At 68.2% G+C, this 15,116-nt stretch carries 17 protein-coding genes; 9 read left to right on the top strand and 8 right to left on the bottom strand.

Features of this window, described 5'->3' with window-relative positions:
• Positions 1-124: 124 nt before the first annotated feature.
• Together ACU6XJ_RS22985 and ACU6XJ_RS22980 are read right to left on the bottom strand one after the other, a co-directional pair.
• Positions 125-781 carry a response regulator gene (locus tag ACU6XJ_RS22985; RefSeq protein ID WP_476315444.1) on the bottom strand — a complete coding sequence of 219 codons (657 nt, stop codon included), beginning with the start codon at positions 779-781 and terminating at the stop codon, positions 125-127.
• Entirely contained in the window at positions 781-1,953 is a 1,173-nt protein-coding gene (locus ACU6XJ_RS22980; protein ID WP_476315442.1) for a sensor histidine kinase, read from the bottom strand. The genes ACU6XJ_RS22985 and ACU6XJ_RS22980 overlap by 1 nt, the downstream gene beginning before the upstream one ends.
• A 133-nt stretch (positions 1,954-2,086) precedes the next feature.
• Here ACU6XJ_RS22980 and ACU6XJ_RS22975 point away from each other — a divergent pair, with 133 nt between their 5' ends.
• Genes ACU6XJ_RS22975 through ACU6XJ_RS22960 form a run of 4 tightly spaced genes read left to right on the top strand, consistent with a single transcriptional unit; the run spans position 2,087 to position 4,501 of the window.
• Positions 2,087-2,626: a DUF2269 family protein gene (locus ACU6XJ_RS22975; RefSeq protein ID WP_476315439.1), complete on the top strand. Its 540-nt coding sequence runs from the start codon at positions 2,087-2,089 to the stop codon at positions 2,624-2,626.
• Positions 2,627-2,649: 23 nt separating this feature from the next.
• Positions 2,650-3,198: a biotin transporter BioY gene (locus ACU6XJ_RS22970; RefSeq protein WP_476315436.1), complete on the top strand. Its 549-nt coding sequence runs from the start codon at positions 2,650-2,652 to the stop codon at positions 3,196-3,198.
• Complete coding sequence (locus ACU6XJ_RS22965; RefSeq protein ID WP_476315433.1) at positions 3,198-3,878, top strand: energy-coupling factor ABC transporter ATP-binding protein; 681 nt, start codon at positions 3,198-3,200, stop codon at positions 3,876-3,878. The genes ACU6XJ_RS22970 and ACU6XJ_RS22965 overlap by 1 nt, the downstream gene beginning before the upstream one ends.
• Positions 3,872-4,501: an energy-coupling factor transporter transmembrane component T family protein gene (locus tag ACU6XJ_RS22960; protein ID WP_476315431.1), complete on the top strand. Its 630-nt coding sequence runs from the start codon at positions 3,872-3,874 to the stop codon at positions 4,499-4,501. Before ACU6XJ_RS22965 ends, ACU6XJ_RS22960 begins: the two co-directional genes overlap by 7 nt.
• On the opposite strand, the gene ACU6XJ_RS22955 is transcribed toward ACU6XJ_RS22960, so the two are convergent.
• On the bottom strand, positions 4,498-5,916 hold the full coding sequence (locus tag ACU6XJ_RS22955) for a M20/M25/M40 family metallo-hydrolase (protein WP_476315428.1): 1,419 nt from the start codon (positions 5,914-5,916) through the stop codon (positions 4,498-4,500). The two genes, ACU6XJ_RS22960 and ACU6XJ_RS22955, sit on opposite strands and share 4 nt — an antisense overlap.
• 64 nt (positions 5,917-5,980) lie before the next feature.
• Complete coding sequence (locus ACU6XJ_RS22950; RefSeq protein WP_476315425.1) at positions 5,981-6,487, bottom strand: universal stress protein; 507 nt, start codon at positions 6,485-6,487, stop codon at positions 5,981-5,983.
• Positions 6,488-6,690: 203 nt separating this feature from the next.
• Here ACU6XJ_RS22950 and ACU6XJ_RS22945 point away from each other — a divergent pair, with 203 nt between their 5' ends.
• Positions 6,691-7,695 (top strand): TIGR01777 family oxidoreductase, encoded by a 1,005-nt coding sequence (locus ACU6XJ_RS22945; protein ID WP_476315422.1) that lies wholly within the window; start codon positions 6,691-6,693, stop codon positions 7,693-7,695.
• Here the strand turns inward: ACU6XJ_RS22945 and ACU6XJ_RS22940 are convergent.
• Positions 7,629-8,348, bottom strand: a complete 720-nt coding sequence (locus ACU6XJ_RS22940) for a dienelactone hydrolase family protein (RefSeq protein ID WP_476315420.1) — start codon at positions 8,346-8,348, stop codon at positions 7,629-7,631. The genes ACU6XJ_RS22945 and ACU6XJ_RS22940 overlap by 67 nt on opposite strands.
• A gap of 75 nt (positions 8,349-8,423) precedes the next feature.
• Complete coding sequence (locus tag ACU6XJ_RS22935; protein WP_476315418.1) at positions 8,424-8,954, bottom strand: TetR/AcrR family transcriptional regulator; 531 nt, start codon at positions 8,952-8,954, stop codon at positions 8,424-8,426.
• Between the two features lie 76 nt (positions 8,955-9,030).
• Between ACU6XJ_RS22935 and ACU6XJ_RS22930 the strand changes: the two genes are divergently transcribed.
• The 3 genes from ACU6XJ_RS22930 (at position 9,031) to ACU6XJ_RS22920 (ending at position 13,246) form a co-directional block, all read left to right on the top strand.
• Entirely contained in the window at positions 9,031-10,248 is a 1,218-nt protein-coding gene (locus ACU6XJ_RS22930) for an FAD-dependent monooxygenase (protein ID WP_476315415.1), read from the top strand.
• Between the two features lie 878 nt (positions 10,249-11,126).
• Positions 11,127-11,855, top strand: coding sequence for an alpha/beta fold hydrolase (locus tag ACU6XJ_RS22925; protein WP_476315413.1), 729 nt, complete (start codon positions 11,127-11,129; stop codon positions 11,853-11,855).
• The gene (locus ACU6XJ_RS22920) at positions 11,852-13,246 is read left to right on the top strand and encodes a hypothetical protein (RefSeq protein WP_476315410.1); all 1,395 of its coding nucleotides are present in this window, start codon (positions 11,852-11,854) and stop codon (positions 13,244-13,246) included. The genes ACU6XJ_RS22925 and ACU6XJ_RS22920 overlap by 4 nt, the downstream gene beginning before the upstream one ends.
• A 4-nt stretch (positions 13,247-13,250) precedes the next feature.
• Here the strand turns inward: ACU6XJ_RS22920 and ACU6XJ_RS22915 are convergent, their stop codons facing one another.
• Positions 13,251-13,799 (bottom strand): DUF1360 domain-containing protein, encoded by a 549-nt coding sequence (locus ACU6XJ_RS22915; protein WP_476315407.1) that lies wholly within the window; start codon positions 13,797-13,799, stop codon positions 13,251-13,253.
• On the bottom strand, positions 13,792-14,157 hold the full coding sequence (locus ACU6XJ_RS22910; protein ID WP_476315404.1) for a VOC family protein: 366 nt from the start codon (positions 14,155-14,157) through the stop codon (positions 13,792-13,794). The genes ACU6XJ_RS22915 and ACU6XJ_RS22910 overlap by 8 nt, the downstream gene beginning before the upstream one ends.
• Before the next feature lie 79 nt (positions 14,158-14,236).
• Between ACU6XJ_RS22910 and ACU6XJ_RS22905 the strand changes: the two genes are divergently transcribed.
• Positions 14,237-15,109 carry a phosphotransferase enzyme family protein gene (locus tag ACU6XJ_RS22905; RefSeq protein WP_476315401.1) on the top strand — a complete coding sequence of 291 codons (873 nt, stop codon included), beginning with the start codon at positions 14,237-14,239 and terminating at the stop codon, positions 15,107-15,109.
• Positions 15,110-15,116 lie beyond the last annotated feature (7 nt).

Raw genomic sequence — 15,116 nt, 5'->3', positions numbered from 1 at the left:
GCCGGGCGCGCCGCGTTTCGGCATACCGACTTCCGATCGGGGTGTCCGCCGGCGAGCCGGGCTGGATCGGCGTATGGTCGATCATGTTGATCCTGGCATTGATCGTCGTGCTGGTGGCGATGCGCTAGTCGGTCCTGGTCAGACCCGACTGATAGGCGAAGACGACGAGTTGGGCGCGGTCGCGGGCGCCAAGTTTGATCATCGCACGACTGACATGGGTACGTACGGTCGCCGGGCTGAGCACGAGGCGTTCGGCTATCTCCTCATTGGACAGTCCGGTCGCGACCCACGAAACGATATCGCGTTCTCGCTCAGTGAGTTCATGCAACCGAGGGTGCGGCTTTGGCGCGGGCGCACCCTGGGTGAAGCGGCTGATCAGCCTGCGGGTCACCGACGGCGACAGCAGCGAGTCGCCCGCGGCGGCGGCGCGGACGGCACGCAGCAGGTCGGCGGGTTCGGTGTCCTTCAGCAGGAATCCGCTGGCGCCGCAACGAAGTGCTTCGAAGATGTATTCGTCCAACTCGAAGGTGGTGAGCATAACGATCTTGACGTCGGCCAGCTCCGGGTCGGCGGTGACCTCGCGGAGTGCGTCGAGGCCATCGCGATCGGGCATGCGGATGTCCATCAGCACCACGTCCGGGCGCGTGCGGCGGATGACGTGGACGGCCTCGCGACCGTTCTCGGCCTCGCCCGCGAGCTCCAGGTCGTCCTCGGTGTCGATGAGCACTCGCAGCCCGATGCGGACCAGCGCCTGGTCGTCGGCCAGTACGACTCGGATCATCACTCCCCCAGCGGCAACCGGGCGGACACCCGGAATCCGCCGTCGGCGGCGGGCCCGGCGTCCAGTGTGCCGCCAAGGGCGGCGGCTCGCTCCCGCATGCCCGCGATGCCGTGTCCCTCGTCGGCGGGTGGGGCGGTGCCGTCGTCGGTGACCTCGACGGTGAGGGTGTCCGAGGCGTAGTCGACCTGGACGCGGGCGTGCCGGGCGCCCGCGTGCCGGACGATATTGGTCAACGCCTCCTGCACGATGCGGTAACCGGCGAGTTCGACGGCGGCGGGCAGCCTGCGAACGCTGCCGCGTTGTTGCAGGACCACGTCCAGGCCTGCCCGGCTGGTGCCGTCGACCAGTTCGGGCAGCCGGTCAAGGCCGACCTCGGGCATGCGTGGCGCGCCTTCCTCATGGAAGGTCGCCAGTGTCATGCGGAGTTCGTCCAGGCTGTCCTTGCTGGCCTTGCGGATGGCTTCCAGGGCCGGTTTGGCCTGGTCGGGGCGGCGGTCCAGCACGTGCAGGGCGACGCCTGCCTGCATGCTGATCACCGAGAGGCCGTGGCCGACCACGTCGTGCACCTCTCGGGCGATGCGCAGCCGTTCCTCGGCGCGGAACTGCTCGCGCTCATGTTCCCGCGCTCGAGAGCGGGACTGGCGGAGGGTGCGGACCAGCACGCCCACCGCCAGCGGCACGATCAGCCAGCCCAGCCAGGGCAGGACGGCTACCAGGCCGGAGACGCCCGCGACGAGTTGAGAGAGGAGGAGCACCGCGACCGAGCCCACCCAGGCGACGAGCGAGTGCAGGATCGGCCGGTGCGCGGCGACCGTGTACATGGCCACGACCATGAGGACCAGGATCGGGCCGTAGGGGTATTCGATGGCGAGGTAGACGGCGACGGCGGCCATCACCACGGCGAGGGTGGTGGTCGGTAGCCGCCTGCGCGCGATCAGGGCGAGGCCGGTGAGGGCGAGCAGGCCGTAGGCCAGGCCGTCCAGCGGGGTGCGGGTGAGCTGGAATTCGCCTGCGCGCAGGGTGCCGAATACGACGAAGAACACCGCGACCGCCGCGGTGACCAGGTCGACGGTTCCGATCCGGAGGCCGCGCCGATGGGGCCTCGACGCCGCTGTCCGTGCCCGGACCGCGGAGATCGGGGTTCGCTGACCTTGGCTGCCGACTGACCTCATGAGCAGCGACGCTACTGCGTCGGGAGTGGTCGCGAATCCGATCACGGCGGTATCCGGCGTACGCAGGATTGCGTAGTCCGGTGCCGTTCCGCATCCGACGACGCGGCGCGGGTTTTCTTCGAGGCTGATCGCCGTGAGTCGAATTCAGTTGTCCAAGAAGAGCAGGCTGGCGCTGGTCACCCTGCATGTGATCGTTTCGGTCGGCCTGCTCGGGTCGGCGACCTCCATGCTGATCCTGGCCATGACCAGCGCCCAACTGGAGGACCCTGCCCTGCTGCGGGCGTCTGACTACTTCGCCTCGGTGCTCGCCCACTACGCGGCGGTGCCGCTGACGGTCTCGACCCTGGTCAGCGGGGTGGCGCTGTCGCTGTTGACGCCGTGGGGCCTGTTCCGGCACGTATGGATCGTGATCAAGCTCGTGCTGACCCTGGCCATCGGTTTTACCGGTGCGGTGCTGCTGTCGGGGGCGACCGCGGAGCTGGCGGCGGCCACCGAGGCGGGCACTGCCACGATCGAGCTGGTTCAGGCGACGAAGTGGTATGTGGTGAGGCTGGAGATCTTCCAGATCAGCGCCTTGATCGCGGCCACCGCGCTGTCGGTGTTCAAGCCGAAGGGCAGGATCGGCAAGCCCCGAACTATTGTCAGGCGGGAGCCCGTGGGGGCTGCTCGCTGAAGACGACCGGGGGTCCGCTCGAGATGCGCACGAAGGATCTGGCCTACATCGCGCTGTTCGCGGCGCTGATGGTCGCCACCTCGGTGGTACCGCTGATTCCGGTGCCGGGTATTCCGGCACCGATCACCTTGCAGAGCCTGTGCGTCATCCTGACCGGAGCGGTACTCGGCGCCCGTCGCGGTTTCCTAGCGCTGCTGCTGTTCCTGCTGCTGATCGCCATCGGCCTCCCGGTCCTGCCGGGCGGCCGAGGCGGTCTGGGGGTCTTCCTGGGTCCGACCGGGGGCTTCCTGCTGTCCTTCCCGATCGCCGCGTTGCTGGTCGGCTGGCTGACCGAACGGTTCTGGAGCCGCTACAACGTGGCGGTGGGCTTCGCCTGCAACATCCTGGGCGGCGTATTCCCGCCCTACATCATCGGCATCCCCTGGATGGCGGTGGTGGCCGACCTTCCCCTGCACAAGGCCATCTACCCCTCGGCGGTCTTCCTGCCAGGGGACCTGATCAAGGCTTTGGTGGCCGCATTCGCCGCGGTCGCGGTGAAACGTGCCTACCCGCTCATTGAACGAGACGGCTGATGTTCCGACTTTCCGACGTCGTCCACCGCTACGGTGCCCGCGAGGTCCTGTCCGGCATCGACCTCGCCTTGGACGAGCCCAGGATCGGCATCATCGGCGCGAACGGCTCGGGCAAGAGCACGCTGGTGCGGATGCTGAACGGTTTGGTGCTGCCGACCTGCGGAGCCGTGCGGGTTGACGGCCTGGACACCCGGAAGCAGGGTCGAGCGGTCCGGCGGCTGGTCGGCTTTGTCTTCCAGGACCCCGACACCCAGATCGTGATGCCGACCGTCGCCGAGGACATCGCGTTCGGCTTGAAGAACCGCGGGCTTTCCCGACAGCAGGTCGCCGAGCGGGTCCAGGAGACGGTGGTCACCTACGGGTTGAGTGAACTGCGGGACGCTTCGGCGCATCTGCTGAGCGGTGGGGAGAAGCAACTGCTGGCGATGGCGGCGGTGTTGGCGACCCAGCCGCGCGCGGTCGTGTTCGACGAGCCGACCACGATGCTCGACCTGCGCAACAAGCGCCGGGTCTCCAGGCTCATCGGATCGCTGTCCCAGCAGGTCATCGCGGTGACTCACGATTTGGAGCTGCTCTCGGGATTCGACCGGGTGATCGTGATCGACGGTGGTCGGGTGGTTGCCGACACGGTTCCCTCGGCGGCCATCGCGACCTATCTGGAACTGATGGACGCATGCTGAGCCTGTACCACGACAGCCCCTCTCCCCTGCACCGCCTGCCCGCGGGCCACAAGCTGGTCGCGCTGGCCGCCGCATCTACGGGGCTGTTCTTCGTGGGTGATCCCGCAGTGCTCGCGTGCGTGTTGGTCGCGGTGCTCGGCCTGCACGCGCTCGGGCGAATCCCCGCGCGCTTGGCGTTCGCCGGGGTGCGGCCCGCGTTGGTGATCGCTGTGGTGATCTTCGCCGGTCAGTTGCTGATCGCCGATCTGCGACTGGCCACCGCCGTGCTGCTCCGGCTGGTGCTGCTGGTGTTGCTGGCCAATCTGGTCACGTTCACCAGCCGCACGTCCGACTTGGTGGAGTTCGTCGAGCGGCTGCTCTCGCCGCTGCGGCGGTTCGGGGTCGCGCCGGAACGCGTCGGGTTGCTCGTCGCCATGACGCTTCGGTTCGTGCCGCTGATCCAGGAGAAGCTGGCGGAGGTTCGGGATGCCCAGCGGGCCAGGGGCAGGGGGGCCAATCCACTCGCGGTGCTACTGCCGTTGTTGATCAAGGTGCTGCGGATGGCCGATTCGGTGGCCGAGGCATTGGATGCTCGTGGGGTCGCGGATGCTCCTTCACCGCAACCCCACGGCAACCGGCGTTAGGCCAGAGGGGCGGGGAAGGCCACCGGACTGCGGTGGCCCGCTGCACCGACGGCGCGGACGCCGAAGAACACGTTGTCCTTCGACAGCTTGATCACCGCGCTGGTGACATTCCCGACCGAGATGACGTTGGTCCACTCGGGCTCGGTGGTTTCCCGCCACACGATCTCGTAGCCCGCCAGGTCGGACTCGGGGCCGCGGTCCCAGAGTAGTTCGGTGTCGTTACTCAGGGCTTGGGTGCGCACCTTGACGTTCTTGGGGGTTCCCGGTGCCTGGGAAAGGGACCACAACGCCGCGCCGTTGACCTTGGCGACGCGTGCGATGAAGGGGTAGTCGCAGAACTCGGGCAGGTCTCCGTACTGCTTGCCGTCCTCCACCCGCACGTCTTGGTGTTGGTGGGCGAAGTCCTCGGCGGGCTCGGTGAACCGCACCGCCGGGTACCCCTGTTCCAGGAACGGGATGTGGTCACCGCCGCGCAGGTACCGGTCGCGGCGGTAGATCACCCGAACCCGCATACCGGTCGCGGAGTTCTCCGCGGTGGAGCGGATGAACCGCGCCAACTGCCTGGTGGGCGAGTCGTTCTCGCCACCGATCGACAGGCGGATCTTCGCCTGCTCCGGAGTCTCGGAGGTGGGCACGCCCTCGGCGAAGAGGCGGATGGTGCGCGGATCCCTGGTCCCGTCATCGGCGGTGCTGCTGCCGACGATGTCGTTGGTGAACATCGCCTGGACGTCGACCTTGGCACCCTTGTACTCGGTGGCCATGTGCCGGGCGCCGAACAGGCCCTGCTCCTCCCCCGCCACCGCGGTGAACACGATGGTGGCCTTGGGTTTGCGGGTGGCCATGATGCGGGCGAGTTCCATCGCCACCGCCACGCCCGAGGCGTCGTCGTCGGCACCTGGTGCGTCGCTGGTGTAGTCGACGGGGTCGGTGCAACGCGAGTCGTAGTGGCCGGAGACGACGTAGACGCGTTCCGGGTTCGCGGAGCCTTTTAGTACCGCGCGCACGTTGGTGATCTTCACCTCGAACGGGATGCGCGGCGGCACCGGCTGCTGCACATAGGACTGCAACTCCACGGTCATCCGGCCTTCCGAGGCCGCGGCGTAACCCCGCATCTCCTGGAAGATCCAGTCCCGTGCCGCACCGATGCCCCGTTTGGGGTCGGTCTGGGTGGAGAGGGTGTGGCGGGTGCCGAATGCCGCCAGGGTGCGGACGATGCGCTCGATCCGGTCGGGATCGATCTCGCGCAGGATGGCCAGCAGTTCGGGGTCCGGGCGCTGGGGGCGTTCGGGCTTGCCCGGGCCCGTCGACTCCTGTCCCGCGGCTGTGCCGGTGAAGACCACTCCCCCGGCGGAGATCGACACTACCGCGGCCGAAGCGGCGAGGAACGCGCGGCGGCTGGGATGCAGGGATGACATGGTCTCGGTCTACGCCTCGACCGGAACCGCCACCATCCCCCATTCAGGCGCACGGCTTTGCGCGCTATGCCGTCCTGACCAGCTGATGTTGCCGCCGGTAGGCCAGTGGCCAACTGCCGAGGTCCTGGATGGGAACGCTTCCCTCCTGCGTCGGAATCCGCCGGTCTGTCGAGGAGATCATCACCACCGGCTTGCGGCAGTGACGCAGCACGTAGCGTGCCGTGTTGCCGATCAGGGGTGTTCTCCGCCGCCCCGAGCCGCCTGCCCCGGACGAGCCGATCACCAGCAACCCCGCTTCGGCCGCCGCCGCGACCAGCGCGGGCCCCGGGGCACCCTTCAGCATTCGGAACGACGCGTCCACCGTGCCCAACCACGGCGCGATCAGCGCGCCCGCCTCTTCCATCAGCTGCGTCGAATCATCCCGCACCTGCTCTCGAAGCTCCGCCGCCCGTCTGCCCGACCGCACGCAGACGATCTCCACCTGCAACGACCGCTCCTCGGCCTCGGCAAGTGCCCAACGAAGGGCGTCCGTTGCCGTCGCTGACCCGTCCCATCCGACCGTTGCCAACATCGGCTTCGCCGCCCTCCATAAGCACTGTGGAGCTGATGGTGACAGCAGGTCAACGAGACGACCACTGCCGAAAGCCCTTGAAAGCTGAACAGTTACGCATGGAGCGCCCGCCCCGGAACACCGCCCGCTCTGCATGCGACTCCGCAGTTTTGAACGCGTTCAAAACTGCGGTAGCGTTCGGATATCCGACGAGGGGGACTGACGTGAAGGTGGTACTGCCCGGAGGCACCGGGCATGTGGGCGGATTCCTCAGCCGGGCGCTGGCCGAGCGCGGGCACGAGGTCGTGGTGTTGACCAGACAGGCCGATCACCGGGTGGGCTCCGGCGTCCGCTGCGTGAGTTGGGACGGCCGCACGCTGGATGGGTGGGCAACCGAACTGGACGGCTGCGACGCGGTGATCAACCTCGCCGGTCGCAGCGTGAGCTGCCGTTACACGCAGGACAACCTGCGGGAGATGATGGACTCCCGGGTGCGGTCCACCCGTGTCATCGGCGAGGCCATCGCACAGGCGGACTCGCCGCCGCGGGTGTGGCTCCAGATGAGCACCGCGACGATCTACGCGCACCGCTTCGACGCCCCGAACGACGAGGCGAGCGGCATCATCGGCGGGGCGGAGACCGGTGTCCCCGGCTACTGGGCGTTCAGCGTGGAGATCGCCAAGGCTTGGGAACGCACCCAGCAGGAAGCGCCCACCCCCGGCACGCGCAAGGTCGCGCTGCGGTCCGCGATGGTGATGAGCCCCGACCGCGGCAGCGTGTTCGACATGCTGCACCGAATGGTGCGGTTGGGTCTCGGCGGCCCGGTCGCGGGTGGTGGCCAGTACGTGTCCTGGATCCACCACCAGGACTTCCTTCGCGCGGTCGACTTCCTGCTCGACGAGGGGCTGACCGGCCCGGTCAACCTCGCCGCGCCGAACCCGCTGCCGCAGCGCGAGTTCATGCGCGCACTGCGTGCGGCGAGCCGGATGCCGGTGGGCCTACCCGCGACCCGGTGGATGGCGGGGATCGGCGCGTTCGTGCTCCGCTCGGACACCGAACTGCTGCTCAAGAGCCGTCGCGTGATCCCAGGACGGCTTCTCGACGCGGGCTTCTCGTTCACCTTCCCGGACTGGCCGCAGGCGGCCCGGGATCTGGTGGGAGGTCAGACGAATACCTCGTCGAACAGGTCCAGCATCGCCCGCCAAGAGCGTTCATCGGACAAACGGTGATACGCGACGCCCGGCAGCGATCCCACCTGTTCCGCCCTCGGGTGCGTGAAGCTGTGTCCGGTGAGCCCGTAGATGTTCATCCGCCAGTCCACGCCCGCGGCGCGCATGTCCGCCTCGAACGCGGCGCGGTGCTCGGCGGACACGATCGGGTCCTCGGTGCCGATGCAGACCAGCACCTTGCCGCGGATGTTGACGCTGTCCTTCGGGCGAGAAGCCGTCAGGCCGGGGTGGAATCCGACAATCGCTTTGAGGTCGGCGCCCGCGCGCCCCATTTCGAGCACCAGCGTGCCACCGAAGCAGTAGCCGATGGCGGCGATCCGGTCGGGGTCGGTACGGGGTTCGGCGGTGAGGATGTCGAGGCCCGCCTGACCCAGCCGGCGAACCAGATCGAGATCGTCGCCAAGCTCGTTGAGCCGGACCAGCATGTCCTGCGGATCGTCATAGACGTGCCCGCCACCGTGGTAGTCCAACGCGAAGGCGACATAGCCCAACTCGGCCAAGCGATCGGGCCGGGCTCGCTGGACCTCGTCCAAACCGTTGCCCTCGTGCGCGATCAGCACCCCTGCGCGCGGGCCGGTCCCGTCCGGCACCGCCAGCCTGCCCTTGTAGGTCGTTCCGTCCACTTCGTACTCGACGTCGTGCGCCGTCACCATCGCCTGTCCCCCATCGCTCGTCGAGATCAACGCTAGGGGACCGAGGCACTCGTCGCCCGGTGGGTTCGCTGTGGGCTAATTCGGGACCTCCAACGCGGCGAGGGCTGCGGCCACCGCGGCCTGGCGCAACTCTTCGGGCTCGGCGTGGGGGAACTGGAACGTGCAGTCTTGGATCCCACCGAGCGCCACCACCGCGGCGACCGACTGGTCCAGCGTCGGCTCCGGTCCGTACAGCAGAGCCGCGAGCCGGCCCCGCCAGGCCAAAACGCGGTCGAGCATCCCCAACTCGACCAGTGTGGTGAGCTCGGCGAGCAGGAGGACGATCTCCGCGCGGTGCTTGTAGTGGAAGTCGAAGTAGCCCGCCAGCAGAGTCCGCGGATCCGCGGTGCCCAGAGACTCGTGCCGCACGACGAAGTCCTCGCCCGCGTCGATCAGCGGCTGCACGATGCTGCGGACCAGTTCCTCCCGCGAGGCGAAGTGGTAGTACAGCGCGGGTTTGGTGATGCCCAGCCGCTGGGCGATCTCCTGCAGGCTGGTCCGGTGCACGCCTTTCTCCGCGAAGAGTTGGCGGGCGACCTCCTGGATGCGCTGCCTCGTATCGGACACAAACAGGGATGATATTCGACTTAACGATCGGTAAGCTGAACCTGGAGGCTTACCTACCGTTAAGTAAGGGGGACTGATGCGGGTTCTGATCTCCGGCGCGAGCATCGCGGGCCCGGTGCTCGCGTACTGGCTGACCAGGTACGGCTTCACCGTGACGGTGGTGGAACGCGCACCCACGCTGCGCAAGACCGGCGGGCACGCCGTCGACCTCTTCCGGCCCGCCATGGACATCTCGGAACGGATGGGCGTGCTGCCGCGTATCGAGGCGATGTCCACGGGCACAGAGCGGCTGACGCTCCACCGGCCGGGCGCGCGGCGGCCGGTCCGGGTGGATCTGACCAAGATCTTCCAGGCCGCCTCGGACCGACACGTCGAGATCATGCGCGACGACCTCAGCGAGATCTACTACGACGCGACCAGGGACGACGTCGAGTACGTCTTCGGCGACTCGATCACGGCGATCTCCGAGGACGGCGAGGTCACTTTCGACCACGGCGGACCGCGCCGGTTCGATCTGGTGGTCGGGGCGGACGGGCTGCATTCCAACGTGCGGCGCCTGGTGTTCGGCGAGGAGTCACAGTTCAGCTCGTTCATCGGCGCCTACCTGGCGGTCCTCTCGATGCCCAACGAACTGAAACTCGACGGCGAGATGATCAGCCACCTCGAGGTCGGACGGATGGCGGGACTCTACGGCGCCCGGCACCTGGGGGACGCCCGCGCGGTGTTCCTGTTCCGCAGCGAGCACCAACTCGACTATCACCACCGCGACATCCCGCGGCAGAAGGAACTGTTGCGTGCGGCGTTCGAGGGCATGTCTCCCGAGGTGGATCGGTGGTTGGGCGAGACGGAGCGGACACCGACGTTCTACTTCGACTCGATCACGCAGCTACTCATGGACAGCTGGTCGCGCGGCCGGGTCACGTTGGTCGGCGACGCGGGCTACTGCCCAGGACCGGCAGTCGGCGGCAGCACCAGCCTTGCCGTGTACGGCGCCTACGTGCTGGCAGGCGAACTGGCCACGGGGGGCGGCGACCACGAGCGGGCCTTCCCCGCGTACGAGCGCACGATGAGGCAGGCCGTCGAGTTGAGCCGGTCGTTCGCCCGCGGATCGGCGAAGACGCTCATTCCCAGCTCGCGTTTCGGAGTGTGGTCGCTGGCGCAGGGAGCACGACTGGTCACGGCGCTGCCCGCCGGTTTCGCCCGCACTTTCGCCAAACTGAACCCCGCGGGCAAGCGGCTGCACAACTCGATGCCCGTGCACGATTATGCGGCGCAGGCGCTGATCAGGCGGTAGCTCCGGTGCCGGTCCGCGGGTGGGCGACCACCCGCGGACCGGATCCAGCTCAAGACGAACGCCGTGGGAGGCTCGGGCGATCTCCGCAGGCTTGCATGTTTCGTCCTTGTCCTTCCATGTCACTCGCGAGTGACCACCTTAGGCCCGGCCGCGGCGATGAGTCGGGTGTCGATTGACTCGACCCGGTTGTCGGGAGAAGAGCAGGCCACAGTTCGCCATCGCTAGTTGTCGACAAGTCCGCACCCCTGCTCGTGTGGCGGACCCGCTCTGGTGCTCCTCACCCACGCGCGCACGGCCGCGGCAGATCAAACCAAGTACGGGATCCAATGCTGGTTGGCACCACCGTTGCAGGGCCAAGCCACCACCCTGGTGCCGCCGTTTCCTCAGCATCGAGACAGGTGTTTGCGATTCGAGGCAGGCGAGAACCAGCTGACACCGATCGCACCTTCCGGCGCCACCCCACCACCTCGAGGCCGCCACCGAACAAATCTGCGTAACTACCCGGCAATCGCACGCCCCGAATGGAACCGCTACTTCCCAGACCTGCCCCTACCAAACGCACTGCCCAACATCCTGAAAACGAGCACACCCCCCAGGAGCAGCAGGCGCGTCGATGCGCCGCCGCGTTGACGAAGAGCATCACCGAAATCGAGAGGAAGCCCCGGATACCGGCCCTCGCTCATGAGTCCAACCAGAATTCGCCGGTATCAGCGAAAACTTGAAGAAATGTCGCCGACCGTGGTCCTCGGCCTCTTTTCGGGCACAGATTTGACTGCTGGAGCATGTCCGGATTGATTTCATTTCACACTGAAGTCACAGTACCTATCGCACCGTGTGTGTGATTGGCCGAGATCGGGTAGAAAGCACTGGTGGAGCGCGTGCGAACGGAGCTCTCGGACGGCGGGACGACCGCGTGGTGGGTGGCGGGCAGTCCGCCGCCGGTGGTGTGTGTCTCCGGTGCCGGTGTTTCCAGCCGTGAGCTGTTCCCGCTGCTGCGGGCGAACATCCGGCACGAGATGTGGAGTGTCGATCTCCCCGGCTTCGGCAGAAGCGAGCGATCTTCGCTGCCGCCCTCCCCCACCAACCTGGCGAGCAGCCTGCTGGAGTGGATCAGGGCACGGGAACTCGACCGGCCGTGTCTGCTCGGGCTGTCCTACGGCTGCCAGGTCGTGGTCGAGGCCGCGGTGACCGAACCGGGCCTGCTCGGCTCGCTGGTGCTGGTCGGGCCCACGGTCGACCCGGCCGCACGCTCCCTGCCCGCTCAACTGGCGCGGTTCATCCGCAATGGCCGACACGAGCCGTCGAGGTTGAACGCCGAGGTGCTCAAGGACTACCGGGACGCCGGGCTCGGCCGGGTGCTCGCCTCCTTCCGGGAGGCGCTGCGAGACCGCATCGAGGACAAGCTGCTCAGGGTCGAGCAGCCCGTGCTGGTGCTGCGCGGTGAGAAGGACCGGCTGGTCCCGCAGGACTGGGCGCGGCGGGCCGCCGAGATGATTCCGGCGGGCAGGCTGGCCGTTGTGGACGGTGCCGCACACACCGCGACGTTCTCCCGGCCGAGCGAAGTCGCCGCACTGCTGACAGAGTTTCTGTCGGGAGTGACATCGTGAAGCCAAACAGGACAGTTGCCTCATTCGACTCGGCGTCGGCGATGCTGCGCACGCTGGCGGGTTTCCTCGCGGGCAAGCCTGCACCGGCGATGCCGCAGGTTCCCGGCCCGGCGGAGCCAGCCGTCGGCACGGCGTTGCGGCTGGTCAACCGGCTACCCAAACAGTGGTCGGAGAAGGCCTATGCGGCCGCGGGCTGGGCCGAGGCGGTGCCCGCGGAGCAGACCGGGGAGATCCAGTCGGAGGAACTGGCGCGCTGGGTGGTGCGCCACTACCCGCGCAGGCAATACCCGGTGATCTTCGTGGGTTCCTCCAACGGCGCGATGATCCACCTGGCGGCGGCACTGGGAGCGCCGTGGCTGCCGCAGACACTGCTGATCCCGGTCCGCCGCCCCGATCTGGCACCGGACAATGTGGAGGGTGATCTCAACGCCTCCAAGGAGGCGGGCCTGCGGCTGCTCGCGGCCAACCCCGATCTGGTGCTGCACCATATGCACGACCCGAACCAGGACCGGCTGATGATCGCCGGGATGACGTACTTCCGCGTCAAGTGGCGGCAACTGCCCGAGGCCTACCGCGAGTTCCTTGGCAGCTGCCTCGCCCCGCACGGCGCGATCGTGATCGTCGACTGTGGACAGAAGTGGCCGACGACCAAGGTGGCCGACCGCTACCTGTTCCAGTTCGGCGCGGTGGGCGGGCTGAGCGCCAACGAGTACCGCAACGGCGGCGCCAGGGTCGCCGGATTCCTGGCCCGCTACGGCTCTCCGCTGCGGGCGTGGCATCCGCCACCCGCCGACGGCGAGAGCCCGGAGGCCGAGTGGGGCTTCGAGCACAGCCTCCGGCCGCAGTTGCTGGAGTTGGCGCGGCAGCGGGAATGCCAGGTACGGACGCTGTCCTTCGACACCCCCGACCGGCTCAGCCCGTCGGTGGCCGAGCTGTACCGGGCCTGGTACGCGCAGAGCGGCATGCCGACGAACCGGCTGCTGGTGGAAACGTTCCTGCTGATGGACCCGTACTGGGCGCTCCGGACGGCGTCGGTGCCGTACTGGCTGACGTTCAACACCGAGAACTCGGCGAGCGCCCTGCGGTCATACCTGAACTCCGCGAAGGCCTTCGACGAGATCCGGCTGATGCTGTTCTCCCACGGCACCGACTCGATCGGGCTGGCGCCCGCGGAGCGCTGGACCAGCCTGGTGCACCGCGCCACCCGCAAAGGGGTGCTGCTGGGCACCGACCTCAAGGCCTATCCGCGCGACTTCGCCTCGATCGTGCGGGCCAAGCACGCGCTGAGCCGGATCAGCGAGAAGTTCCCGCTGCCCGAGCCGCTCTCGCTGTCGGACGTGGACGAGTTCCTGAAGAACCGGCCGCGGATCAGCTGGGAGATCGACCAGTGACCGGTCAGTCCTCGTTCGCCTTGTCCGCGGCGGTCCAGGCGTACTGGAGGTAATCGGACACGCTGAGCACGGCGAACACCGACGCCCCCATCCGCGCCGCCCTCGGCGCGAACAGGTAGGTCGCGACCATGCCGCCCGCGATCCACATGCCGATGCAGAACGGGCAGGTCAACAGTTCGCCGACGGCACGTCGGAGGCCCTTGCCGCGGGGCTTCTCCTCGACCTCCGCCGCGGCGCCCTGCGCACCCTCGTATCGGGTGAACGGCGCCCGCAGGAAGCTGGTCACCTTGGCCTTGGTGACCAGCCGGGCCGCCTTGTGCGTGGCCACGCCCAGCAGCACGAGGTCACCGGGTGAGATGCGTTCGGGCACCCGCCCGGTGCGGGTGGCGATGGTCGCCACGCCAGCCGCGCCCGCCAGATAGGTGCCAGCCAGGATCACCCGACCGCGCATCGGGAAGTCCTGTCCCGGCGCGTAGTCGGTCCGCAGCGGCGTGACCTTGCTCTGCCCGTCGCTCTTGGCGCCCTTGACCGCCTGCGGCTTCCGTTCAGCCATCACTGTCCTCTCGCAGAACGCAGAACTCGTTGACTTCCGGATCGGCCAACACGATCCACGGCAGGCCCTGCGCCTCGTCGATCACTCGCGCGCCCAAGCCGACCAGCCGGTCCACCTCGGCCCGCTGGTCGCCGACGGCACGCACATCCAGGTGCAGTCGGTTCTTGCCCGCTTTGTCCTCAGCCACCGGTTGGAACACCACGATGTGCTCCTCCCCGGACTGGAGCTGCACGTAGGTCGTGCCGCGCTCGTCGGGCCAGCTGCGCGGCTCCGGCCAGTCCAGCACCTGCTGCCAGAATCGGGCCAACCGCTCGGGGTCGCGGCAGTCCACCGCGGTCGCGATCAATCGGCTCACCATGACGACGGGATGCCCTGACCTCCTCGCGGGCAAACCGTTTGCCGCCCTGGTCCGCCTGCGGCCACGCTGAGCGGCGTGCATGAAAAGACTTCGGACCTTTGTGGAAGATCACTACCGGTGCAAGCTCGGCGAGGCTGAACCGATCCTGGACGCGGGCGACGACTGCCGGCTTTGGCGGGTGTCCGACCTGGTGGTGCGGCTCTCCCCCACCTGGCGCACGCTTGCCGAGCTGCGCTGGGCACACGGACTGGCCGCGGCACAGCAGGAGCACCTTCCGGAGCTGGTCGCCGCGCCGCTGGCGTCCGCCTCCGGTGAGCTGGTGCTCGAATCGCCGGACGGTCCCCTCACGGTGTGGCCGCATGTGCCGGGTGGGCACCTCGACCGGGAGAATCCGACGCTGCGTGACCAGGCAGCCGTCCTGCTGGCGAGGCTGCACCAGACCGGTGTCGACCCGGGTCCGAGGCCCGCGAGCAGCCCGGACGCGCCGTTCAACACACACGTCGAGGTGTCGTTGGACGACGTCGACGATCCCGACCTTGACGCCGAGTTGGCGGGCGGCACGGATGGCTGGCCGAGTGGGGCGCTGCACGGCGACTTCTATCGCCGCAACCTGCTGTGCGCCGACGGCCGGATTCGCGGGCTGATCGACTGGGACGAGGCGCACCACGCGCCGTACGTCACCGAGCTTGCGTTCGCGACGTGGGAGTTCGGCAAGCTGCCCAACCGGGACGGGCTGGTGCCCGAGCGCGCCGAACGGTTCCTGGACGCCTACCTGCGGGCGGGCGGGCCGGAGTTCCCGAGGGCGTTGATCGTGCCGCTGATCCGCGCCGGGCTGCGGGACGAGGTGCTGCACAGCCGCCAGTACAACGCCACCGGGCAGTACTGGGACGGCGAGTACGAGGCCTCGCTTGTCACGGCGTTCTGGTCGCTGAGGCGGGTGAGGCAGGATTGAGGGCATC

The sequence above is a fragment of the Actinorectispora metalli genome (assembly GCF_056323685.1).
Note: the sequence above shows the minus strand (reverse complement) of the source record. Positions and strands in the feature narration are given on the sequence as shown.